The following is a 22851-nucleotide window of genomic DNA, read 5'->3' on the forward strand; positions in this document are numbered from 1 at the left end:
GCAGCCATGGACGCCGTCACATCGGTTCCCACCCCCACCAACGAGCCGGTCAACACCTACGCACCGGGCAGCGCCGAACGTGCTCGCCTGCGAACCCGTTTGACCGAGCTTCGCACCTCACCGGTCGAGATCCACCAGGTCATCGGCGGGATTCACCGCGTCGCCGACGGTGCCGTCGAGAATGTCGTCGAGCCGCACCGGCACTCGTCCATCATCGGTAGCTACGCCGGTGCCGGCCATCAGGATGTGCGCGACGCGATCGACGCCGCGAGCGCTGCTGCCCCGATGTGGCGTGACCTCCCCTTCGACGAGCGCGCAGCCGTGTTCCTGCGAGCAGCCGATCTACTGTCCGGCCCCTGGCGCGAAAGAATCGCTGCGGCAACGATGCTCGGCCAGTCCAAGTCGGCCTATCAGGCCGAGATCGACGCTCCGTGCGAGCTGATCGACTTCTGGCGATTCAACGTCGCGTTCGCTCGACAGATTCTCGCCGATCAGCCGGTGTCCGCCCCGGGCGTGTGGAATCGCGTCGAATATCGCCCGCTCGAAGGATTCGTCTACGCGATCACACCGTTCAATTTCACCGCCATCGCCGGTAATCTCCCCACGGCACCCGCCCTGATGGGCAATACGGTGTTGTGGAAGCCGTCGCCCACCCAGGCCGTCGCCGCGTATCTGACGCTGCAGCTGCTCGAGGCTGCCGGCCTGCCACCGGGGGTGATCAACCTCGTTCTCGGCGACGGTCCGATGGTGTCCGAAGTGGCCCTGGCCGATCCGCGTCTGGCCGGCATCCACTTCACCGGCTCCACCGCCACCTTCCAGACGCTGTGGCGCGAAGTGGGCAACAACATCTCGAACTACCACTCGTACCCGCGGCTCGTCGGCGAGACCGGTGGCAAGGACTTCGTCGTCGCACACAGCTCGGCCGATCCGGACGTGTTGACCACGGCCATGATTCGTGGTGCCTTCGACTTCCAGGGTCAGAAGTGCTCGGCGGCATCTCGGGCCTTCGTTCCGAAGTCGTTGTGGTCGCGGATGGGCGAGACGTTCATCGAGCAGGTATCGGCGTTGAAATACGGTGACATCACCGATCTGTCGAACTACGGCGGAGCCGTCATCGACCGAAAGGCGTTCGACCGCAACGCCGCTGCGCTCGATCGAGCAAAGTCCGTACCCAGCCTGACCATTGCCGCCGGCGGAACGTGCGACGACTCCGAAGGCTACTTCGTCTCCCCGACCGTTCTGCTCGGCGACGACCCTACCGACGAGGCCTTCACCACCGAGTACTTCGGGCCGATCCTTGCCGTCCACGTCTACGACGACAGCAAGCCCGACGCGTACGCGGACACACTGCGCGCCGTCGACACCGGATCGAAGTACGCACTGACCGGTGCCGTCATCGCCACCGACCGCACTGCCGTCGAACAGGCCCATGCTGCACTGCGATTCGCAGCAGGAAACTTCTACGTCAACGACAAGCCGACCGGCGCAGTGGTGGGCCAGCAACCGTTCGGTGGTGCCCGCGCGTCGGGAACCAACGACAAGGCCGGCTCACCGCAGAACCTGCTGCGCTGGACCTCGGCCCGCACGGTGAAGGAAACGTTCGTTCCACCGACCACCCACGGTTACCCGCATCAGGAAGGCGAGGGCACGCGATGACCACCGTATTGAGCAATCCGTTGCGCCCCGCATTGCTGGCGGCAGCACGGTCACCGAAGTTGCAGGCCACCGTGACACGGTTACGTGCCACCCGATCTCTCGTCGACCGCTTCGTGGCGGGAGAATCGGAGCCCGCGGTTGTCACCGCTGTCGACGACCTACTGGCGTCGGGGCGGTTCGTGTCCGTGGACTACCTCGGCGAGGACACCACCGACCGGGCTCAGGCGAGCGCCACCGTCGAGTCGTATCTGTCTCTGATAGAACGCTTTTCGTCCCGCCGGAGTGACACCAACGCGCTGGAGGTCTCACTCAAGCTCTCGGCGCTCGGTCAAGGAATCGATCGCGATCTCGCGCTGGAGAACGCGAGGAAGATTTGCCTCGCGGCCGCAGCGGCCGGGGTGTGGGTGACGGTCGACGCCGAGGACCATACGACCACCGATTCCACTCTGTCGATCGTCCGGGAACTCCGCGTCGACTTTCCCGATCTGGGCACGGTGTTGCAGGCGTACCTGAGGCGCACCGAGGCGGACTGCGCGGAGTTGTCCGGACCGCGGTCTCGAATTCGACTGTGCAAGGGCGCGTACAACGAACCGCCGTCGGTGGCGTTCCAGGGTGCGCGGGAGGTGTCCGACTCCTACCTCCGGTGCCTGAAGGTCTTGATGAACGGCCGCGGCTATCCGATGGTGGCCTCACACGACCCGGAGATGATCGCCGCGGCGGAAAAGTTCGCGTCGGCCGCGGGCAGGTCGTCCGAGGACTTCGAGTTCCAGATGCTCTACGGCATCCGCGATCAGGAGCAGCGACGCCTCGTCGACGCCGATCGGCACGTTCGGGTGTACGTACCGTACGGAAAACAGTGGTACGGCTACTTCATGCGTAGGCTCGCCGAGCGTCCGGCCAACCTGATGTTCTTCGCGCGTTCGCTGATGTCGCGAACGTAAGGGGTCACCGCCGACCACGGATGCCGGCGGAGTGCTCGAGCGCGGCTGGATTAGGTTGCGCGACATCGGGGCATCCCGGCGTCATGGCAAATTACAGAGTTATCGATCCGCACGGAACCGTCGTCGAGACCAAGGACATCCCCAACTCCGAGGATGCATACGACTGGTTCAAGGACAGCCGCGCAGACAACGAAGAGTTGGGCTGGCGTCTGGAAGTGGAGCACGACGGCGAGTGGGCGTTCTTCAGCGATTCCGAGGGCACGAAAGACTGATTCACGTGCACCGGATCAGCGTCGGACGATCCTGCACTTCGGCTGTGCCGTCGAGCAGGGTCGTCCGCGGTGAGATCGCGCGGAACGAACAGTGGGCAGCCCCTGTGACGGAGCTGCCCACCTCTTGTCGCGGCGTAAGTCGCCGGAGTTCTTCCAGTCGCTCGGTGCTTCTAGTCGCTCGGAGGGCGAGATGTCGGAATCGTGGATTCGAGATCTGCGACCTGGAGCAAACGCGAGACGGAGCGACCCGCTACGACAGACCATGACGCGCCGATGCCGGCTGTGTAGTCGTGGACTGCATCGAAAACTGTGAGACCTGCGATTCCGAAAAAATCGACATCGGACAGGTCGAGGGTGACGTGCCGTTTGCTGGACACGCGGCTGCAGACGAAATCGGAGAACATCGGCGCACTACGCATATCGATGTCGCCGTGAACGGCGACGACGAGTGAGCCGTCGGCACCATCGTGCGCGGTGAAGATGGCTCCGGTTGCTGCGACGGACACGGACTTCTCCGCGACGGACGCCGGGGTGGTTCGAACTTTGTTGCCTGAAGATTCAACACTCATGGCAGATCCCATCGATCGGTCGAACTGAGGGGGAAACCGATAGACGCAGCGGGAGCAAATAGATGCCTGACCCGGACGCCACATTCGCTGCGTTTCCCCGTGACCGGCTGTTAGCTCAACCACGGCCAACCTTACGGCACTCGCACGCCTCGAGTCCAGCATCGGTTCGAGTAGGCCGCCCACCAGCCGTTCGAACATCGCAACGGGCGCGCCCGCTACGTACGGCTGCGCTCACCCAGGTCGGCGTGGTGTTCTCGCATGGCACCGATGAGTGATTCGAACACGCGATGCGCGGCCGCCAGGTCGGCATCGGGAAGGTCCGCCAAGGCGGCGCTGGTGCGCATTCCGAGGGGCCCGAAGAACCCTCGGGCGACTTCCATCCCGTGCTCGTCGTACCGCAGAATCACCTTTCGCCTGTCGGAGGCATCGGATTCACGCCGTATGTGACCCGAGGCGATCATGCGCTCGACGAGGTAGGTCATGGCCGCAGACGAGAGCCCCAACATGGCACCGAGTTCACCTGCGGTGAGGGGCGCACCTTCCACGTCCGCGACCATCACGTGCAGCAGGGCGCGAAAGTCGTTGGGCCGCAAGCTGTGCAGAGCCCCGAAGACCTGGCCGATCTGTTCGGACACCGAAGACAGCGCTCGCAGATCCGCGGATATCGCGGATTCGAGATGGTTTCGGTCGGTCATGGCGGTGGCAACTCCTTCGCTGCGGTCATCGTCAGACTACTGCCCACAACCGGTTCAGTTGCTTAATATCTAAGTAAATGAGATTGTTTTCAACGTGGACAGCACACGAACCGAGAACAACACCGTCTGGGACCGCATCGCCGCAGCAGTGACGCACCGTCGATCGTGGGCGATCGCGCTGGCGATCCTGGTGCTGTCCGCCGCCGTGATGGGCCTCGTCGGAAGCAACGATTCGGCCGGCCAGTCACCGAATTCGTTGCCGACGTCCGCGGAGTCCTACCAGGTAGACCAGCTGCTGACCCAGTTCCCGGACTCCGATACCGCCCCGGTGATCCTGGTTCTGAACCGTCCCGACGGAGCAGATCTGACCCCGGCCGATATCGAGGCGGCCGCCGCCGCACAGAACAGGCTGCTGGCCGTCGACCGCTCGGTGCCCGACGAACCGGGACCTCCTCCGATCGTGGCCCCCGACGGCAAAGCCGCGATCGCGCTCGTTCAGGTCGACTCCTCGTTGTCGGGCTTCACGCTCAACGACCTGATCTCCGACCTGCGAGCTGCCGCGACAAGGGATCTTCCCTCGGACCTGCAAGCTCAGGTCACCGGAGGCCCCGCGTTCGGTGCCGACATCGCCAACTCGTTCTCCGGTGCCAACTTCACTCTGCTCGCCGTCACCGCGCTCGTGGTGGCCGTGCTTCTCATCGTGACGTACCGGTCACCCATCCTGTGGCTGGTTCCGCTACTGGTCATCGGTTTCGCAGACCGGTTCGCCACCACCGTCGGCACCGCCCTGGCCCAGGTCACCGGCCTCTCTTTCGACGGGTCGACGTCGGGAATCACCAGCGTGCTGGTGTTCGGAGCCGGCACCAACTACGCCCTGCTGTTGATTTCCAGATACCGCGAAGAACTGCGCCGCGAGTCCGACCACCGCCTCGCCCTACGCCACGCCGTGCGGCAAGCCGGTCCGGCCATCGTGGCCAGCAACGCAACCGTCGTGCTCGCTCTGCTCACACTGCTGCTGGCGATACTGCCGAGCACCCGAAGCCTGGGTGCGCTGGCCGCCGCCGGCCTCGTCGTCGCTGCGGTGTTCGTCCTGTTCGTACTACCGCCACTGCTGGCGCTGTGCGGCCCGAAGCTGTTCTGGCCGTTCGCCCCCAAACAATCGGATCGGGACACCACCACCGAAGGCGTCTGGCATTCGATCGCAGCCGGCGTCTCGCGACGCCCGGTGGCCACAGCCTCGGTCACCATCGTCGTGCTACTGGCGTGCTGTGCAGCCCTGTTCGGCACGCAGATCGGCCTCTCGCAGACCGAGCAGTTCCGGGTGACCGCCGAGTCGGTCGAAGGTTTCGACACTCTCTCGCAACACTTTCCGGCCGGCTCTGCCGATCCGACGACGATAGTCGCGCCCACCGCGAGCATCGATGAGGTCATCGGCATAGTCGAGGGCACCGACGGGGTCGTCTCGGTAGATCGTGTCGCAGATTCCGATACCGGACTGACCCGGCTCTCGGTGGTCACCGACGCGGCTCCGGCATCCGAGACGTCCTTCACCGTCGTGGACAGCCTCCGCTCGGCACTCGCCGGGGTGGACGACGCCCGAGTGGGCGGCAGTGACGCCAAGGCGCTCGACACCACCGACGCCGCGGCTCGTGACCGTCTCGTGGTGATTCCCGCGATCCTCGCGGTGGTACTCGCCGTACTACTGATTCTTCTCCGAGCGGTCGTCGCACCGGTGATCCTGGTCGCGACAACGGTATTGAGTGCAGTGGCCGCCATCGGTATCGGGAGCTGGGTGAGCCTGCACATCTTCGGCTTCCCCGCACTCGACGACAACACTCCGCTGTTCGCGTTCCTGTTCCTCGTTGCTCTGGGAGTGGACTACACCATCTTCCTGGTCACGCGCACCCGCGAGGAGACGCCGCGGCACGGCACCAGAGCTGCCATCGTGCGGGCGGTATCGGCCACCGGCGGAGTCATCACCAGCGCGGGAATCGTTCTGGCAGCAGTATTCTGCGTACTCGGCGTACTGCCGCTCATCACCCTCACCCAACTGGGCATCATCGTCGGTCTCGGCATTCTGCTCGATACCTTCGTGGTGCGTACAGTCGTCATTCCCGCCCTGTTCACGCTCATCGGCCCGAAGATCTGGTGGCCGAACACAATCGATTCAGGCCAGACCGCAACCGCAACCGCAACACAAGGAGTGAATTGATGAAGATCCGTACCGCACTGGGCCGCACCGCAATTGCCGGGGTATTCGCCGCAGGCGCGCTGCTCGCTGCCGCCCCGGCGCAGGCACAACCGGTCGGCCCTCTGGGATCGGTGGGCCTCGATCCACTGGCCCCTGTCCCGTCGCTGGACCTCGACCGCTACCTCGGCACCTGGAACCAGGTTGCGGCGGTGCCGCAGCCGTTCAACCTGATGTGCGCACGTGACACCCAGGCCAACTACCAGAAGATCGACGACTCGAACGTTCGCGTCGAGAACACGTGCACCATGTGGAACGGCGGCCAGAACCGCATCCTCGGCAACGCGCGGGTGAACGACGCCGTGACGAAAGCTCAACTGCACGTGAGCTTCCCGGGTGTCCCCACCCAGGAGAGCCTCGACGGACCGACCAACTACATCGTCGCCTACATCGCCGACGACTACTCCTGGGCGTTCGTCGGAAGCCCCAACCGCACGTCCGGATTCGTGCTCAAGCGCACGCCCGACGTCAGCGTCGACCAGTTCCGCCAGATCCGCGGAGTCGTCGAATCGCTGGGTTACGACTCGAACTTCATCACCACGACGCCCACCCCCGGCGGCGCGACAACGATTCAGCAGCTCTCGACGGTGTAAGTACCTGCGGCACTGATGCGGTCGAGCGCCCTGAGTGGCTCTCGACCGCACCACTGCGGCCACGCCGCATTCAGCTCGCGGACAGGATCGCAATCGCGAAGATCAAGCTGTCTCCCGGTTCGATTCCTGCCTGCGGCTGGCCGCTCGGGTAACCGTCGGCCGACGTCACCGCAACGGCGACTGTCGAGCCGACGGTCTGCCCTGCGATGGCTTTCTGGAAGCCCGCCACCACACCGTTCAGCGGGAAATCGACCGGAGCCCCGATGCCCTCGTAGCTGCTGTCGAAGCTCTGCCCGTCGCGTCCGTTGACGCCCAAGTAGCACACGGACACCTCGGCGTCGTCCGCGATGACCGGACCGTCACCGACGGTCAGCGTCTTCACCTGTGTCTCGGCGACGCTGAACGGGGCCTCGACCGTGACCGACGGAGCCACCTCGTCCGTGGATCCGACGACGGCGATATTGCCGGTATCCCCGGCCAGCGTCCACTCGGGAGTTCCGCCCGACTCGGGGGCTGTCGTTGGGCATCCGCCGGTCGACGCAGCCGGGGCCGCAGCCGAGGTGGACGTGGAAGCGGACGTCGTCGCCGGGGACGCGCTGTCCGTATCCGAACTGCACGCACCCGTCAGGAGAACGAGCGATGCGGAGGCGGCCAGGAACAGGGTGCGGGTCTTGGTCTGATTCACCGCGCCCACGCTACAAGTAGCGTCCCGGCCCCTGGGACACCCGTCGGTCCCCAGCACCGGTCACAGTGCGGCGCGGAGCACCTCGGCCACCGGGGTGGAGTGCCGACCGATCAGGGACTGCAAGTCACCTGAATCGGTGTCGAGTTCCCCGCGCGAGATACCTGCATCGGCGCTGGCGAGCATGGTCGCCACGAAGCCGGGCAACCCAGCGCCCTCGAGAATTGCGGCGTACTCGGACTCCGACACGTCCTTGTAGACCACCGGCTTGCCGGAGACGTCGGCTACGACGTTCGCAAATTCGGCGTACGTCAGCCGTTCGTCGCCGCCCAGTTCGTAGATCTTTCCGCCTTGGTCGTCCTGGGTCAGAGCTGCGGCCGCGGCCGCGGCGTAATCGGCCCGCGTGGCCGCGGCGATCTTGCCGTCGCCGCCTGCACCGAGCCACACGCCGCTCTCGATCGCCTGACCGAGCGAGCCGAGGTAGTTCTCCCAGTACCAACCGTTGCGTAGGAACACGGCCGGGATCGACGAGGCCGTCAGCCGCTCCTCGGTTGCCTTGTGCTCGGGGGCCAGACTGATGCCGGAGGTGTCGGCGGCGAGCACACTGGTGTACGCGATCAAGCCGACCCCGGCCGTCTCGGCAGCGTCGATCACGTTGTTGTGCTGCGCGATTCGCTGACCGACTTCCGATCCCGAAATCAGCAGCACCTTGTCCACGCCCGCGAATGCGGACGTCAGAGCGGCGGTGTCGCTGTAATCGGCAACCCGAACTTGCACGCCACGCTCGGCCAGCGAAGCGGCCTTGTCTGCGTTGCGCACGACGGCGACGATGTCGGTCGGTGAGACGCCGCGCTCGATGAGTGCGGTGATGACGAGGCCGCCGAGATTGCCCGTTGCTCCGGTGATAGCTGTGGTCATGGAACGCTCCCAAGGTTGAGGTTTCAAGTTCCGGTTCATCATGCACTTACTTTTCGTGCAGTGCAACACCAAGAATAAGCGCTGCGGTTACGGCCTGCGCTAACATGGCGATATGTCCGAGGCCGTCGAATCTCTCGAAGCATCCGTATTCGCTCGTGAGTGCGGATCCAGGCAAACGCTGCAGAACGCCACGAGCCGGTGGGGAGTGCTGGTCCTGGCCGCCCTCACCGAAGGCGACTACCGATTCAATGCCCTCCGCAGACGCGTCGACGGCGTCAGCGAACGAATGCTGGCGCAGACGTTGCAGACTCTCGAACGTGACGGCCTGATAGTCCGCACCGTTCTCGAGACCATTCCACCCAAGGTCGAATACAGCCTGACCCCACTCGGACGCGAGGTCGGATCGCGATTGACGGACCTCATCGAACTCATCGAGGGATCGATGCCCACCGTTCTCGAGGCGCGCGCCGAGCACGACGCCCGCTGATCCCCCGATGGGTGTCACCAGGCACCACCCGTTGCCACCTGTGTCATCGAATACCTGTGTCATCGGATACCCGGGTCGTCAATACCTGGGTCGTCGCATACCTGCCACCTGCGGACGGATCAATGTGGCTTTCTTGCAGTCCAAGTGACTGAAAGGCGCATTGATCCCGACCGGGGGGAGGTAGGCGTTATCGCGGCGTTATGTTAACGAGATCGATTCGTGATGCTGATGATCGCTGACGGAGTCTCGACGGGGTAACACTCGGATACAGGGAGTCGGGTCTCGACACAGGTGTGACCCAGCGACCAGCACGCTCGGCACACCGGTGCCGACGCATCGATCTCGGGAGGCATTCACCATGTTCCACACCAAGAGAATTCTCGGCGGAGCGGCTGCATTCGGATTCGCCTGTACCTTCGCGGCCCTGGTACCCGGCACTGCATCGGCGGCACCCGTCGCGTGCACCACAGCACCCGGCGGTGCGGACATCGCTGCGCTCGTCGGAGGCTCCCAGTGCGACAGCTCCGCCGACGGTGCCAGCGCAGCCGCCGGAATCGGGCTCGAGGGTTGGGGCTCGGCGGAGGCCATGAACAACGCGGCAGCACTGGCGCTCGGACTCAACGGCGGAACCGCAGTCAGCAACGCCAGTTTCGGCGGTGCGCCCGCGGCAATCGCTTTCGGTCCCGGTGCCATTGCACAGAACACCGCGGCCGGCCTCGGCCTGTCCATCGCGGTAGCAGCACCGGGCTCGACCATCACCCTCACCCCCGAGGGCGCAGTGTGCAACGGTGTCGGAATCGCGGGTAGCTTCACCACCCTGCAGGGCTGCGTCGGCTGACACGTTCCGAGCGACGCACGCGAGTGAGCGATATGGATGCCGCCGAAGGCCCGGTCATTTACAGTTTCAAGGACTTACAAGTCTCGGTACGCGAGTCGGCAACGACCCGCTGAACAAGGAGTTCGACGGCAATGATGTCCTACCTGCTCTACGACGTGCTGCTCCCCCAGCTCGGCCACGACGTCGCGTCGTACTGGGCACACCTGTTGGTCATCGCCCCGATCTGAGCACTCGGGCTCGATACAACGAAGACATCCCCGATCGGCCGTGTAGGCCGGTCGGGGATGTCTCGTTCGAAGGTCGCAGCGTTCAGACGGGTTCGGGTAGCAGCCGCGTGAGCACGTCCGAGAGTGTCACCACGCCGATCGTCCGAGATGTCTCACCCGCCCCTACCGAAGCGTCCACCACCAACGCCAGATGGTGCCGGGTCTCGCGCATCGACGCCAGCGCCACATACACCGGAGTGGTGGACTCCAGTGTGTATGCCGGACGGGTGATCTCGGCCAGATTCTCGGGATCGGTCAACGTATCCCGAACGTGCACAACACCTTTCACGACATCCTCGTCGCTGACCAGGATCCGTAGGTGCCCGCTGATGCGCGACGCCTCGCGCACGTCGTCGATCGACGCCGACGACGGGACCGACGTCGGCGCGCCGCTTCCGGCAACCAGATCGCCGACGGTGAGATCCTGCAGTTCCAGGGCTCCGGATATCTGCGCCTGATAGCTCGCGTCCAGAGCACCGACATTGACCGAGTGCTCCACCAGTTGACGCAGATCGTCCGCATTCTGGCCGGTGCCCACGGTGTCGGCCGGCTCGACGCCCACCTTGCGCAGGCACCAGTTCGCCATGTTGTTCAGCGCCGTCAGCACCGGACGCGTGAGAAACATGAACGCGCGCATCGGTAGTGCGAGCATCGTCGCCGACTTCTCCGGGTGTGCGATGGCCCAGGACTTCGGTGCCATCTCGCCGACGACCAAGTGCAGGAACGTGACGATGATCAGGGCGAGAACGAATCCGAGAACGTCAGCGAACCAGTACGGCAGGCCGATGCTCTCGAACAGCGGGGTGAGCCAGTAGTGCACGGCCGGCTTGGTGGTCGCACCGAGGGCAAGGGTGCAGACGGTGATACCGAGCTGCGAACCGGCGAGCAGCACCGTCAACTCGGAGGAGCTCCGCAGCGCGGCGCGAGCGGATCGCGAATTCGGTGCAGCGTCTTCCAGGCGATGCCGCTTGGCCGCGAGCAACGCGAACTCGACCGCGACGAAGAACGCGCTCGCAGCGATGAGACCGATGGTGACGACCAGAAAGACCCAGAGATTGCTCATCGGTGTGCTCCTGCGGTGTCGGACTCTGCCGAATTCTCGTCGTGCTCGGCTGCCCGCTCGTCGATGGTCAGGGTGAGCAGCGACGGCACGTGACTGTCGATCTCCTGCACTTCGATCGTGACGAAGCGGATGGGGGTCTCGTCGTCGTTGGCCAGATCTGCATTGTCCGGCGGCAGATCCACTTCGATACGGGTCCCGACATCGGGTAGCGAACCATGGTGTGCGATAGCGAATCCGGCGATGGTCTCGTAGTCACCGTCGGGCAGATCCACCCCGATGGCCCGCTCGACCTCGTCGACGTGCACCTCGCCCGCCATCGTCCAGCTGCCATCCTCGGCGCTGACCGGACTGGGGTCGAGAACACCGTCGTCGTGCTCGTCGGTGATCTCACCGACGAGTTCCTCGGCCAGATCCTCGATGGTGATGACACCGGTGAGACCGCCGTATTCGTCGATGACACAGGCCAATTGGTTGCGTGTCGCCCGCAGCTCGCGCATCGCGTCGGGCAGGCTCTGCATCTCGGGAAGAATCAGTGCGTCGCGGGTGAGTCCGGAGATCGGCGTCGAATCGGGCTCGGTGGAGGCCAGCACGTCGTGCAGGTGGATCACGCCGACGATCCCGTCGTTCTCGTCGAGTACCGGATACCGCGAATGCTCCTGTCCCATCAACGCTTTCACCTCACCGAGAGTATCGGTGTCGCGCACCGTGGCGGCTCGTGAACGCGGAATCATCGCGTGCTCGACGTTGCGCGTCGGGAAGTCCAGAATGCGATCGAGCAGGGTCGATAGCTCGTCGGGCAGATCGCCGGTCTCGCGTGAGTCGGAGACGATGTGCTCGAGGTCGCGGGGACTGGCCGAATGTTCCACGTCGTGCACGGGCTCGATCTTCAACGCTTTGAGCAGCAGGTTCGACGACTGATCGAAGATGGTGATCAACCAGCCGAACAGCTTGAGGTAGATGGTCGTCGACAGCGAGAGCCATCGAGCCACGGGCTCGGGACGGGCGATGGCGAAGTTCTTGGGGAACAGTTCACCGAAGAGCATCTGCACGAACGTCGCGAACGTGATCGCCAGGACGGCACCGAGGCCGACACCGATAGCCGTCGGGATTCCGATGCCGCCGAGAATGGCACCGAACGATCGGCCGATCAAAGGCTCGGCGACGTAGCCGACCAGCAGACCTGTGACCGTGATGCCCAACTGAGCACCGGACAGCATGAACGACGTGCGCTTGGTGACGGTCAACGTGCGAGCCGCAACCGCGTCGCCGGCTTCGGCGCGCGCCTTGAGCCGAGACCGGTCGACGGTCATGTACGCGAATTCTTGAGCCACGAAGTAGCCGGTGGCGACGGTGATGAGGAAAACGACGAGCAGGCCGAGCAGAAGAGTGAGCAGAACGCTCATTCGCCGGACACCGCCTCGCACGTAGTAGCTGTAGTGCGGGGAGCCGTGTCCGGCCCGGGTTTATCGCTGTCCATGATTCCTCGGGGTCGTGTGGTGTGAAGTTTGTCCGATACTACCGGGTTACGGCGCTTTCACGACGAGGACGGGGACGGGACTGTCCAGCAGAACTCGCTGCACCGTGCTGCCCATCAAGAACTTGCCGACGGCGGATCGACGCTTCGATCCGATGACGACCATGCCCGCACCGACGTCGGCGACGAGATCGACCAGGGCACCGGCCGGGTCGCCGCCGTCCGGCTCGACGCGCAGGGTTGCCTCTGTTCCAGGAAGAGTCCGGTCCAGTTCCGCCTGCGCCGCGCTGCGGTCATCCGCCGATACGGAATCGCGGTCCACCACGGACAACACGATCAGCTGCGCCTGGCGCAACTCGGCCTCCGCGGCACCGCGTCGCAACGCTTCCTGCCCCTCGGGGGTGTTGCTCATCGCCACTGCCACTGCGCTCGCTACCGCCACGTCGTGCTCCCACTGCTCGTTCCAACAATTGGACTAATGAGACAAACAGTATCTAACCTGGCGCTGTGACACATCACATGAAAGGTCTCTGATGGCGATATCGCCCACACTGCTACGAACGGTCGGAGCCTTGGTGGTGGTGGGAGCAGTTACCGTCGCCGGGATCGATGCAGCCCGCAGTGCCAGCGGCTCCGACGCCCGAGCCAAACTCACCCTGATCGCACCGGCGGCCGCGGGCGGGGGCTGGGACCTGGTCGCCCGCGAGTCACAGCAAGCCCTTCGCAGCGACGGCATCGTCAACAACGCGCAGGTGGTCAATGTCCCCGGTGCCGGTGGCACCATCGGCCTGAGCCAACTCGAGAACCTCAGCGGCCAGCCCACCACCGTCATGATCACCGGCACCGTCATGCTCGGCGGAATCGCGATCAACAACTCCGCGACCACCTTGTCCGACACCGTGCCGATCGCCAAGCTCGCCGAGGACTTCGAGGTGTTCGTCGTTCCCAACGACTCGCCGATCCAGAATCTCGACGACATGATCGAGGCCTGGCGGGCCAATCCCGGCGGTCTTCCCATCGGCGGCGGATCCCTCGGCGGAATCGACCACATCGTCGCGGGCCAATTGGCGCAGGAAGCCGACATCGACCCGGCCGCAATCAATTACATCGCCTACTCCGGCGGCGGTGAGGTACTGACGTCACTGCTGTCCAACACCGTCGGCGTCGCGGTCAGCGGCTTCAACGATTTCCGCGATCAGATCGAAGCCGGCAATGTGCGCGCGCTGGCGGTGGCATCCCCCGAGCCGCTCGAAGACTTCGACGTGGACACGTTCATCGAGCAGGGCTACAACGTCGACCTCGTCAACTGGCGTGGAATCGTTGCGCCGCCAGGGATCTCGGACGAGGACCGCCAGACGCTCGTCGACATCGTGACCGAGATGGTCGAGACCGAGCAGTGGGCGACGGCCGTCGAGCGCAACCGTTGGAAGGAATCGGTCCTGACGGGAGAAGAATTCGGCGAATTCCTCGACGTCGAGCAAGCGCGCATCACCGGAATTCTCGAGGAGCTGGGGCTGGTATGACAACGACGACCACCGACACGGACACGGGCACATCCCGGTCCTTCTGGACGGGCCGAAGCGGCCTGATCGTCCCGGCACTGCTCGTCGCGCTCGGAGCGTTCCTGGTCTACGGAACCATCACGATGAACGTTCCTCCGACCGCCACATCGCCTGGACCGCAGGTCTTTCCCGCCATCGTCGCCGGTGGCTGCTTCGTCGTCGCCGTACTCGTCACCATCCAGCTCATGATGAAACCCGACGTGATCGATCGTGGGGTCGACGACGACGGAGCGCCGCACACCGGCACCGTCAGCAACTGGCGCACCCTGTCGATCACCGTCGGAACGGTGGCAGCGTTCATCGCCCTTCTCGACCCGCTCGGCTGGGTTCTCGCCGGCGCGCTGCTGTTCTGGGGCGTGTCGATCGGATTGGGCGGTCGCCGATACGTGTTCGACGCGGCAGTTGCTCTGCTGGTGTCGAGCGCCGTTCAGATCGTGTTCTCCGCGGGCCTCGGCCTGACCCTGCCCGGCGGCGTTCTCGCCCAGATATTCTGACGGAGCTGAACTTCCGATGGATTCATTGAACAACCTTCTCGACGGTTTCGGCACTGCGCTGACTCCGATGAACCTGGTCTGGGTGTTCGTCGGCGCACTGCTCGGCACCGCCGTGGGCGTCCTGCCCGGTCTCGGTTCCGCCATGGCGGTGGCGCTGCTGCTGCCCGTCACGTTCACCCTCGACCCCACCGCTGCGCTGATCATGTTCGCCGGAGTGTATTTCGGCGGTCTGTTCGGCGATTCCATCTCCGGCATTCTGATGAACACCCCCGGCAACAGCACGGCCATCGCCGGAACGTTCGAGGGTCATAGGATGGCCAAGAACGGACGAGCCCCGCAGGCTCTGGCCACCTCGGCCATCGCGTCGTTCATCGGCGGCATGATCGCCACGACCCTGGTGGTGTTCTTCGCGCCGACGCTCGCAGATCTGGCAACGAACTTCGGCCCGGCCGAATACCTCGCTCTCGCAGTGTTCGCCTTCATCGCCACCTCGGCTGTGGTCTCGGACTCCGCCCTCAAAGGTTTGACCGCACTGCTGATCGGCCTCACCCTGGCCGTGATCGGCATCGACGGACCCTCGGGCGCTTCACGATTCACCTTCGAGGTACCGGCCCTGTTCGACGGCATTCACATCGTCGTCATCACCGTGGCGATGCTCGCTCTCGGCGAGGTCATTCACATCGCGTCCAAGATCGGTCGGCCCGAGGACCGGTCGCTCGTCAAATCGCAGGGGCGGCCGTGGCTGAGCAAGGCGGAGTTCCGGGAGGCACTCCCGGCGTGGCTGCGTGGAACCGCATTCGGCGTACCGTTCGGCGTGATTCCCGCCGGCGGTGCCGAGGTTCCGAGCTTCCTGGCCTACGGCACCGAGCGCAGACTCGACCGCAAGCGTAAGAATCCGATGTTCGGCAAAGGTGCGATTCGCGGTGTCGCCGGACCGGAGGCAGCCGGAAACTCCACGGCCGGAACGGCTATGGGCGCCCTGCTCGCCCTGGGGCTACCCACCTCGGCCACGGCCGCAATCCTGCTCGCAGCCTTCCAGCAGTACGGCATGCAGCCCGGGCCGCTGCTCTTCGAACGCAGCGGAGACATCGTCTGGGCCCTGCTGGCCAGCCTCTTCGTGGCAATGATCGTGCTGCTGATCCTCAACCTGCCGTTCGCACCGCTGTGGGCGCAGCTGCTGAAAATCCCGAAGAACCACCTCTACGCGGGTATTTCGGTGTTCGCCGCCCTGGGTGTCTACGCGTCCAGTGCGTCGATCGTGGATCTGATCTTCATGCTCGGGCTCGGCATCGTCGGATTCATGATGCGGCGCTACGAGATTCCGCTCGCCCCGGTACTGATCGCAGTGATCCTCGGTCCGCTCGCCGAAGAATCACTTCGACGCGCACTCGCCGTCAGCGAAGGCGATCCGTCGATTCTCGTCAGCAGCGGCATCACCATCGTGCTCTACTCGCTGATGGTCATCGCCGTCGTGTTCTCGATCGTCAGCAAGATCCGCGCCCGTAAGACCGCGGACTTCTAGAGCGGAAACTGTCCAGCCTCGCATGTTCGACCGTTTGCCCACAGATTGTTCAGATGCCCACCTGTGACGGTGGGCATCTGAATATCTGGTCGGCAAACGCCGGGTACTGCTAGGCGCTGAACGCCGGGTAGTCCGTGTAGCCCTTCGCGCCATCGGTGTAGAACGTGCTCGGATCGGGCTCGTTCAGCGGCAGATCCTCGCGCCAGCGGTACGCGAGATCGGGGTTGGCGATGGCCGGGCGTCCGACCACTACCGCGTCACCGACATTGTCCTCGAGGAGCGCGAGCGCCTCGTCGCGGCTGGTGATCTCACCGAAGCCACTGTTGACGAACACAACGCCACCGAACGCCCGGCGTAGATCCTGCACCAGTTCACCGGCCGGATCCTTGTGCAGCACACTGAGGTACGCCAGACCGAGCGGCGCGAGTCGCTCGACCAGCGCACGGTAGGTGGCACGCACGTCGTCGGAGTCCGTCTCGAGCGCATCTTGGATGTTGTGTTCGGGTGAAATGCGAATTCCGACCTTGCCTGCTCCCAGCGCGTCGGCCACGGCCTCGACGACCTCGGCCACAAAGCGGGCCCGATTCTCCGGCGAGCCGCCGTACACGTCGTCACGCTGGTTCGAGGCCGGCGAGAGGAACTCGTGCAACAGGTACCCGTTGGCACCGTGCACCTCGACACCGTCCATACCGGCGGCGACCGCATTCTTCGATGCCTGCACGAAATCGGCGATCACCGACGGCAATTCGTCCTCACGCAGAGCGCGCGGAGTGGGGTACGGCTTCTTGCCCTCGTACGTGTGAGTATCCCCGTCGATGGCAATGGCGCTGGGCCCGACGACCTCGCGGCCGCCCGTCGTCGCCTCGTGGGTGACCCGACCCGCATGCATGACCTGAGCGAAGATGAAGCCGCCGTCGGCGTGCACGGCGCCGGCCACCGCTCGCCATCCCTCGACCTGTTCGTCGGTCACCAGCCCGGGCTGACCGGGAAAGCCCTGGCCCGCGTGGCTCGGGTAGGTGCCCTCGCTGACGATGAGGCCCAACGACGCACGCTGCTTGTAGTGCTCGACCACCAGGGGTCCCGGCACGCCGTCCCGGCCGGAGCGCGTCCGCGTCAACGGGGCCATCACCAGACGGTTCTCCAATGTCAGATCACCGAGCGTCAAGGGGGAAAACAGCTTCATGGATCTCTACTCCTCATTTGGGCGTGCACTACCTGCGTCCTTCACCCGAACCGAAGAGATCCACGAAGCTATTCCACCTCGAGACATTGCTCACGCAGGCACTTACAAAATGTAGAGCATCTCCTGATAGGTCGGCAGTGGCCACAGGTCGTCGGCCACCATCGCCTCGAGGGTGTCGGATGCAGAACGCACGGCAGCCATGGCAGGCAACAACTCGTCCTTGGCGTGGGTCGCCTCGGCCAGAGCGTCGCCGCCCGGATCTGCTTCCAACGCGCCCTTCAAGGTCGCCAACGCTGCGCGCAGCTCCGACAGCGGAGCCGAGACCGAGTGCAGCGCAGACATGTCCACGTCGTCGACGCCTGCGCCCTTGAGTGCGCTGACGTTCTGCGCCAGTTCGGTCTGGTATCGCACTGCCGCCGGCAGGATGGACGTCTGACCCATTTCCAGCGTCAGACGCGCCTCGACGAACACCGTCAGCGCATACTGCTCGAGCCCGATTTCGTACCGCGAGTGCATCTCCCGGTGGTTGAACACCTTGTACTTCTCGAACAGTTCCATCGCCGACTCGGAGATCAACTCCGGCAACGCGTCGAGGGTGGTCCGGAGATTCGGCAGTCCGCGAGCCTCGGCCTCGATCTGCCAGTTGTCCGAATAGCCGTCACCGTTGAACACCACTGCACCGTGTTCGGTGATGATCTCCGTCAACAGGTTCTGCACGGCGGTGTCGAAATCGGTCCCGTCGGCGATGGCCGTCTCGAGGTTCGTCGCCATGTAGTCCAGCGCCTCGGCCATGATCGTGTTGATCGTGACCATCGGGCCGTTGACGGTCTGCATCGAGCCGGGGGCGCGGAACTCGAACCTGTTGCCGGTGAACGCGAACGGACTCGTACGGTTGCGGTCGCCGGGGTCGGTCGGCAGCACGGGCAGGGTGTCCGCACCGATCATCATGGTGCCCTTGCCCTTCGACGACGTGGCTGCACCCTTGGCGATCTGATCGAACACATCGGCCAGCTGATCGCCCAGGAAGATCGAGATGATCGCGGGCGGTGCCTCGTTGGCCCCGAGTCGGTGATCGTTGGTCGCCGACGCCACCGAGGCGCGCAGCAGTCCGCCGTACTTGTGCACCGCGCGGATGACGGCGGCACAGAAGACGAGGAACTGGGCGTTGTCGTGTGGGTTGTCACCGGGCACGAGCAGCGATCCGAGTTCGGAGTTCCCGAGCGAGAAGTTGACGTGCTTGCCCGAGCCGTTGACGCCCTCGAAGGGCTTCTCGTGGAACAAACATTCCATGCCGTGCTTCTTGGCGATGGTCTTGAAGGTCGTCATCAGCAGTTGCTGGTGGTCGGCTGCGATGTTGCCGCGCTCGAACATCGGCGCGATCTCGAACTGTCCGGGTGCAACCTCGTTGTGCCTGGTCTTGGCCGGAATGCCGAGCTTGAACAGCTCACGCTCGGTGTCCATCATGAAGCCGAGCACGCGCTCGGGAATGGCACCGAAGTAGTGGTCGTCGAACTCCTGGCCTTTGGGCGGCTTCGAGCCGAACAGGGTGCGTCCGGCATTCAGCAAGTCGGGGCGAGCGAGGAAGAAGTGTCGATCGACGAGGAAGTACTCCTGCTCCGGTCCACAGAACGAGACGATGTTCTCGATGTCCTCGTGACCGAACAGCTTCAGAATGCGCTCGGCGTGACCGCCCATGGCCTGCTGTGAGCGCAGCAACGGCGTCTTGTGATCGAGTGCTTCACCGGTCATCGAGACGAACACCGTGGGAATGCACAGGGTGTTGCCGTTCGGGTTCTCGAGTACGTACGCCGGGCTGGTGACGTCCCAGCCGGTGTAGCCACGGGCCTCGAACGTGTTGCGTAGGCCGCCGTTGGGGAAGCTCGACGCATCGGGCTCGCCCTGGATCAGCGTCTTACCCGCAAATTCGGCGAGTGCACTGCCGTCGCCGACCGGATCGAAGAAGCTGTCGTGCTTCTCGGCCGTGAGCCCGGTGAGGGGATAGAAGACGTGCGCATAGTGCGTCGCACCCTTCTCCAGGGCCCAGTCCTTCATCGCCGACGCCACCGCGTCGGCGACCATGGGATCGAGCTTCTTGCCCTTGTCGATCGTCGCCATCACGGACTTGAAGACCGATTTGGGCAGACGCTTCTGCATGACGACCTTGCTGAAGACGTTCTCGCCGAAGATCTCGCCCGGCTTCTCGTCTCCGACGAAGCTGACCGCAGGCGGCACATACGCCTCGACGTCTTTGATCGCCTGCAGGCGTACGGTATTTCCACTCATGGCTACCCCTTGACAAGGTGCTGCTCCACAGCTGGATTTTGCGGAGTCCGACCCGGCGACTGTACGAATGCGACGTGGCGGTCGTGTTTCGTCGCTGTGTCCACTGCGAGGCAAAACTTCCTTTGCCGGAGTTTGTGCACACGCAACCGCGGGTAAGTCCGCAGCCTGCTCGAACAACTGGAAGGCGTGCCAGATGACCGAAGAGTTGACCGTCCGGCGCGTGATCGACGCTCCCCCTGCGTCGGTGTTCACCGCTCTCGCCAATCCCGAGGTCCAGGCCGCGGTCGACGGATCGGACATGCTGCGCGGCGCAATCGACCCGACGCCACTGGGCGCGGTGGGCGACACCTTCGCGATGGATATGTATCAGCCCGAGCTCGGCGAGTACGTCATGGAGAACACCGTGTTCGTGTTCGAGCAGGATCGACACATCGGCTGGATTCCCAACCGCCGAGGACTGGAACCTCGTGGCACGCGATGGTCCTGGGAACTCGAAGCAGTCGCCGAGGATCGGACTGCCCTGACTCAGGTGTACGACTGGTCGCGCGTCACAGACCCGGAATTTCGTGCGATGGCCGGCTTTCCGCGGGTGACCGAGGATCAGATCGTCGGCACCATGCGCAGGCTCGCCGATCACCTCGGCGTCCCGTTCGAAGACTGATCCCCCCACGGCAAGGAAGAATCCCCATGGTCGACGTCACCCGCACTTTCACCGCCGCTGTCTCGATGGAGTCGGCGGCCGCATTTCTTCGCGACTTTTCCAACGCACCGTCGTGGGATCCCGGAACCCAAAGCTGCACACAGGTTTCCGACGGGCCGGTCGCCGTCGGAACACAATGGCACAACGTCTCCAAGTTGTTCGGAATCACAACGGAGTTGACCTACACCCTGGTCACCGATGAGCCCGACCACATCGTGCTCGAGGGAAAGAACAAGACGGCCACCAGTGTCGACGACATCACGTTGACGGCCGAGAGCCCCGAGTCGACCCGGATCGACTACCACGCACAAGTCGAATTCAATGGTGCCGCAAAGGTTGCCGGCCCTTTCCTGAAGGCGGGTTTCGAGGCCAAGGTCGCTCCGGACACCGTGGAGAAGATGACCAGCGCCCTCGAGGCTCTCTGAACCTGACCTCGGAACTTCAGTCTGCGCTGCTGAAATCCTGAGTGCCCTTTCGGGCGAGAACGGTGAAGAAGTCGGCGGAGGACTCGTGCCGGTCCGGGGGGTTGATGTCGCCGTCGTCGCTGTAGATCGCAATCAGCTCGTAGCCGGCACCGGTGACGAGATCGCGGATGTCGTCCAACGTCGAGAAGTGCATGACGAGCGCATATTCGTGGGCGGCCAACGGTGCAGTGGCCCACTCGAGGTGATCCTCGGCCTTGGACCGATTGGCCAACCAGTTCCTGACGCCGCGCATCTGAGCGGCGGGGTCGAGTACGCGGCGACCGAAGCCCATCAAGATGTTTCGTGGGGACACTGTGAATCTGGTGGTCGGCCGCTTCAGCTGAAACGGATTCTCGCGGTAGGACCGACCCCCGCGGTTGAGGGTCGAGAACACCAGGATCCCGCCCTCGCCCGACACCCGGGCGAACTCCGACAACACGCGGGCGCGTTCCTCGTGCGAGACGGCGTCGATTCCACAATTGCTGAACACGACCAGGCCGAACTCACCGTCGGCGAACTCTGCCAGATCGCGGGCGTCGGCCACGTGCGCGGGAAGGTCTGGAAAATTGCGACGGAAGGCGTCGATCATGCTCGGCGCGTAGTCGATCGCAACGTATCGGTCGCTCAACAACCGAAGCAACCCCGTCGTACGTCCGCTCCCGACCCCCACATCCAACACCGGACTGTCGCGCGCCAGGTCTGCTGCCGCAATCAGTGCCGCCGTCTCACCTCGATCGAGAAATCCCTCGGTGGGACCGATGTAGTCGACATATACAGCCGCCACCCGGGCGTCGTCGAACACATCGAGATTGGGATCGGTGGACACCTCGAGAACCTCCGCATCGACGGGTGGGCAGGTTCGTTCCGCCCCCTGTGCGCACAACCGTACCGTCGACGCCCGTGACCCGGCCAGTGCGGCGGCGAGCAGAAACGTGTCCGCGAGCCGCAATTCCATGCATCATCGACACATGACGAATTCGTACGACGCGTGGCCGGAATTGACGATCGAGGGTTGGTCGGACACTCGCGACACGGTGCATCTGTGGACCCAGATCGTCGGTAAGACCCGAATGGCGCTCGCGCCTCCGCTCAACCACTGGTGGGGAGTAGCGCTGTACGTCGACGCTTCGGGTCTGACGACGTCGCTGATGCCGCTGGGCGACGATCGGGGCCTCGAAATTCGTTTCGACTTTCTCGCGCACCAGTTGATCCTGGCCACCACGGACGGCGAGCGCCGCACCATGAAGCTCGAAGCCCGCACTGTCGCAGACTTCTTCGCCGAGTACACCGATCTGCTCACTCAGCTCGGCGTCGATGCGAAAATCATGGGAAAGCCGGTCGAACTGCCGGACGCCACGCCGTTCGCGGAGGACGTCGAGCACGCCTCCTACGACGCGGACGCGATCGAGAAGTTCTGGCGTGCCCTGGTCAGCGCACATCGCGTGTTCTCCGAGTTCCGCGCCGGTTTTCGCGGTAAATCCAGCCCGGTTCACTTCTTCTGGGGTGCCTTCGATCTCGCAGTCACCCGCTTTTCCGGACGATCTGCACCGCAGCACCCGGGCGGTGTTCCGAACTGTGCGGACTGGGTGATGCACGAGGCGTACAGCGACGAGGTCTCGAGCGCGGGATTCTGGCCGGGTGGGGCCACCGAAGGGGTCTTCTACTCCTACGCCTACCCCAACCCGGACGGCTACGACAGCCATCCGGCCGTCGAGGCCCCGGCCTACTTCGATCGCGAACTCGGCGAGTACGTCCTGCCCTATTCCGAGGTGCGTACCGCCCGAGATCCCGATGCGCTGTTACTGGCCTTCCTCGAACAGACCCACCGTGCGGCCGCCGAAACCGGCCGCTGGGAGTAGTACACGATCTGGCAGGAAACCGACACAACGCAGAACCGGGGGGGGCCCCGGGGGGGGGGGGGGGGGGGGGGGGGGGGGGGGG

Annotated in this window: 23 protein-coding genes; 13 read left to right on the forward strand and 10 right to left on the reverse strand. The window is 64.4% G+C overall.

Annotation, left to right across the window (positions count from 1 at the left end; translation table 11 throughout):
• Positions 1-6: 6 nt before the first annotated feature.
• The 3 genes from pruA to ACFI9K_RS22845 all read left to right on the forward strand — a co-directional run bounded on the left by pruA (position 7) and on the right by ACFI9K_RS22845 (position 2869).
• The gene (gene pruA / locus ACFI9K_RS22835; RefSeq protein ID WP_462665621.1) at positions 7-1656 is read left to right on the forward strand and encodes an L-glutamate gamma-semialdehyde dehydrogenase; all 1650 of its coding nucleotides are present in this window, start codon (positions 7-9) and stop codon (positions 1654-1656) included.
• Positions 1653-2597, forward strand: coding sequence for a proline dehydrogenase family protein (locus ACFI9K_RS22840; protein WP_462665622.1), 945 nt, complete (start codon positions 1653-1655; stop codon positions 2595-2597). The genes pruA and ACFI9K_RS22840 overlap by 4 nt, the downstream gene beginning before the upstream one ends.
• An 83-nt stretch (positions 2598-2680) precedes the next feature.
• Positions 2681-2869, forward strand: a complete 189-nt coding sequence (locus tag ACFI9K_RS22845) for a hypothetical protein (RefSeq protein WP_462665623.1) — start codon at positions 2681-2683, stop codon at positions 2867-2869.
• A gap of 170 nt (positions 2870-3039) precedes the next feature.
• On the opposite strand, the gene ACFI9K_RS22850 is transcribed toward ACFI9K_RS22845, so the two are convergent.
• Both ACFI9K_RS22850 and ACFI9K_RS22855 read right to left on the reverse strand, forming a co-directional pair.
• Positions 3040-3438 (reverse strand): STAS domain-containing protein, encoded by a 399-nt coding sequence (locus ACFI9K_RS22850; protein ID WP_462665624.1) that lies wholly within the window; start codon positions 3436-3438, stop codon positions 3040-3042.
• 215 nt (positions 3439-3653) lie between these two features.
• Positions 3654-4133, reverse strand: coding sequence for a MarR family winged helix-turn-helix transcriptional regulator (locus ACFI9K_RS22855; RefSeq protein WP_462665625.1), 480 nt, complete (start codon positions 4131-4133; stop codon positions 3654-3656).
• A 208-nt stretch (positions 4134-4341) separates the two neighbouring features.
• Here ACFI9K_RS22855 and ACFI9K_RS22860 point away from each other — a divergent pair, with 208 nt between their 5' ends.
• Together ACFI9K_RS22860 and ACFI9K_RS22865 are read left to right on the forward strand one after the other, a co-directional pair.
• On the forward strand, positions 4342-6345 hold the full coding sequence (locus ACFI9K_RS22860) for an MMPL family transporter (RefSeq protein ID WP_462665646.1): 2004 nt from the start codon (positions 4342-4344) through the stop codon (positions 6343-6345).
• Complete coding sequence (locus ACFI9K_RS22865) at positions 6345-6974, forward strand: lipocalin family protein (RefSeq protein WP_462665626.1); 630 nt, start codon at positions 6345-6347, stop codon at positions 6972-6974. Before ACFI9K_RS22860 ends, ACFI9K_RS22865 begins: the two co-directional genes overlap by 1 nt.
• A gap of 70 nt (positions 6975-7044) precedes the next feature.
• Here the strand turns inward: ACFI9K_RS22865 and ACFI9K_RS22870 are convergent, their stop codons facing one another.
• Both ACFI9K_RS22870 and ACFI9K_RS22875 read right to left on the reverse strand, forming a co-directional pair.
• Positions 7045-7668 carry an FKBP-type peptidyl-prolyl cis-trans isomerase gene (locus ACFI9K_RS22870; protein ID WP_462665627.1) on the reverse strand — a complete coding sequence of 208 codons (624 nt, stop codon included), beginning with the start codon at positions 7666-7668 and terminating at the stop codon, positions 7045-7047.
• 51 nt (positions 7669-7719) lie between these two features.
• Complete coding sequence (locus ACFI9K_RS22875; RefSeq protein ID WP_462665628.1) at positions 7720-8574, reverse strand: SDR family oxidoreductase; 855 nt, start codon at positions 8572-8574, stop codon at positions 7720-7722.
• 112 nt (positions 8575-8686) lie between these two features.
• Between ACFI9K_RS22875 and ACFI9K_RS22880 the strand changes: the two genes are divergently transcribed.
• Positions 8687-9061: a winged helix-turn-helix transcriptional regulator gene (locus tag ACFI9K_RS22880; RefSeq protein WP_462665629.1), complete on the forward strand. Its 375-nt coding sequence runs from the start codon at positions 8687-8689 to the stop codon at positions 9059-9061.
• Between the two features lie 358 nt (positions 9062-9419).
• Positions 9420-9899: a DUF6764 family protein gene (locus ACFI9K_RS22885; protein WP_462665630.1), complete on the forward strand. Its 480-nt coding sequence runs from the start codon at positions 9420-9422 to the stop codon at positions 9897-9899.
• A 309-nt stretch (positions 9900-10208) separates the two neighbouring features.
• Here ACFI9K_RS22885 and ACFI9K_RS22890 read toward each other — a convergent pair whose 3' ends face one another.
• The 3 genes from ACFI9K_RS22890 to ACFI9K_RS22900 all read right to left on the reverse strand — a co-directional run bounded on the left by ACFI9K_RS22890 (position 10209) and on the right by ACFI9K_RS22900 (position 13144).
• A complete protein-coding gene (locus ACFI9K_RS22890) occupies positions 10209-11228 on the reverse strand; it encodes a hemolysin family protein (protein ID WP_462665631.1) in 1020 nt (339 codons plus the stop codon).
• Positions 11225-12631 (reverse strand): hemolysin family protein, encoded by a 1407-nt coding sequence (locus ACFI9K_RS22895; RefSeq protein WP_462665632.1) that lies wholly within the window; start codon positions 12629-12631, stop codon positions 11225-11227. Before ACFI9K_RS22895 ends, ACFI9K_RS22890 begins: the two co-directional genes overlap by 4 nt.
• Before the next feature lie 120 nt (positions 12632-12751).
• Positions 12752-13144: a universal stress protein gene (locus ACFI9K_RS22900; RefSeq protein ID WP_462665633.1), complete on the reverse strand. Its 393-nt coding sequence runs from the start codon at positions 13142-13144 to the stop codon at positions 12752-12754.
• 91 nt (positions 13145-13235) lie between these two features.
• Between ACFI9K_RS22900 and ACFI9K_RS22905 the strand changes: the two genes are divergently transcribed.
• Genes ACFI9K_RS22905 through ACFI9K_RS22915 form a run of 3 tightly spaced genes read left to right on the forward strand, consistent with a single transcriptional unit; the run spans position 13236 to position 16280 of the window.
• On the forward strand, positions 13236-14225 hold the full coding sequence (locus tag ACFI9K_RS22905) for a Bug family tripartite tricarboxylate transporter substrate binding protein (RefSeq protein WP_462665634.1): 990 nt from the start codon (positions 13236-13238) through the stop codon (positions 14223-14225).
• Positions 14222-14758, forward strand: a complete 537-nt coding sequence (locus ACFI9K_RS22910) for a tripartite tricarboxylate transporter TctB family protein (protein WP_462665635.1) — start codon at positions 14222-14224, stop codon at positions 14756-14758. Before ACFI9K_RS22905 ends, ACFI9K_RS22910 begins: the two co-directional genes overlap by 4 nt.
• Positions 14759-14774: 16 nt before the next feature.
• Complete coding sequence (locus ACFI9K_RS22915; protein WP_462665636.1) at positions 14775-16280, forward strand: tripartite tricarboxylate transporter permease; 1506 nt, start codon at positions 14775-14777, stop codon at positions 16278-16280.
• Between the two features lie 109 nt (positions 16281-16389).
• Here the strand turns inward: ACFI9K_RS22915 and ACFI9K_RS22920 are convergent, their stop codons facing one another.
• Both ACFI9K_RS22920 and ACFI9K_RS22925 read right to left on the reverse strand, forming a co-directional pair.
• On the reverse strand, positions 16390-17463 hold the full coding sequence (locus tag ACFI9K_RS22920; RefSeq protein WP_462665637.1) for an alkene reductase: 1074 nt from the start codon (positions 17461-17463) through the stop codon (positions 16390-16392).
• A 102-nt stretch (positions 17464-17565) separates the two neighbouring features.
• Positions 17566-19746, reverse strand: a complete 2181-nt coding sequence (locus ACFI9K_RS22925; protein WP_462665638.1) for a glutamine synthetase III family protein — start codon at positions 19744-19746, stop codon at positions 17566-17568.
• A 193-nt stretch (positions 19747-19939) separates the two neighbouring features.
• Between ACFI9K_RS22925 and ACFI9K_RS22930 the strand changes: the two genes are divergently transcribed.
• Entirely contained in the window at positions 19940-20407 is a 468-nt protein-coding gene (locus ACFI9K_RS22930; protein ID WP_462665639.1) for an SRPBCC family protein, read from the forward strand.
• Between the two features lie 26 nt (positions 20408-20433).
• Positions 20434-20871 (forward strand): SRPBCC family protein, encoded by a 438-nt coding sequence (locus ACFI9K_RS22935; RefSeq protein ID WP_462665640.1) that lies wholly within the window; start codon positions 20434-20436, stop codon positions 20869-20871.
• 16 nt (positions 20872-20887) lie between these two features.
• On the opposite strand, the gene ACFI9K_RS22940 is transcribed toward ACFI9K_RS22935, so the two are convergent.
• Positions 20888-21865, reverse strand: coding sequence for a class I SAM-dependent methyltransferase (locus ACFI9K_RS22940; protein WP_462665641.1), 978 nt, complete (start codon positions 21863-21865; stop codon positions 20888-20890).
• Positions 21866-21878: 13 nt separating this feature from the next.
• Here ACFI9K_RS22940 and ACFI9K_RS22945 point away from each other — a divergent pair, with 13 nt between their 5' ends.
• On the forward strand, positions 21879-22769 hold the full coding sequence (locus ACFI9K_RS22945) for a DUF5996 family protein (RefSeq protein ID WP_462665642.1): 891 nt from the start codon (positions 21879-21881) through the stop codon (positions 22767-22769).
• The last annotated feature ends 82 nt before the right edge of the window (positions 22770-22851 follow it).

The sequence above is a fragment of the Rhodococcus sp. PSi06 genome (assembly GCF_054960675.1).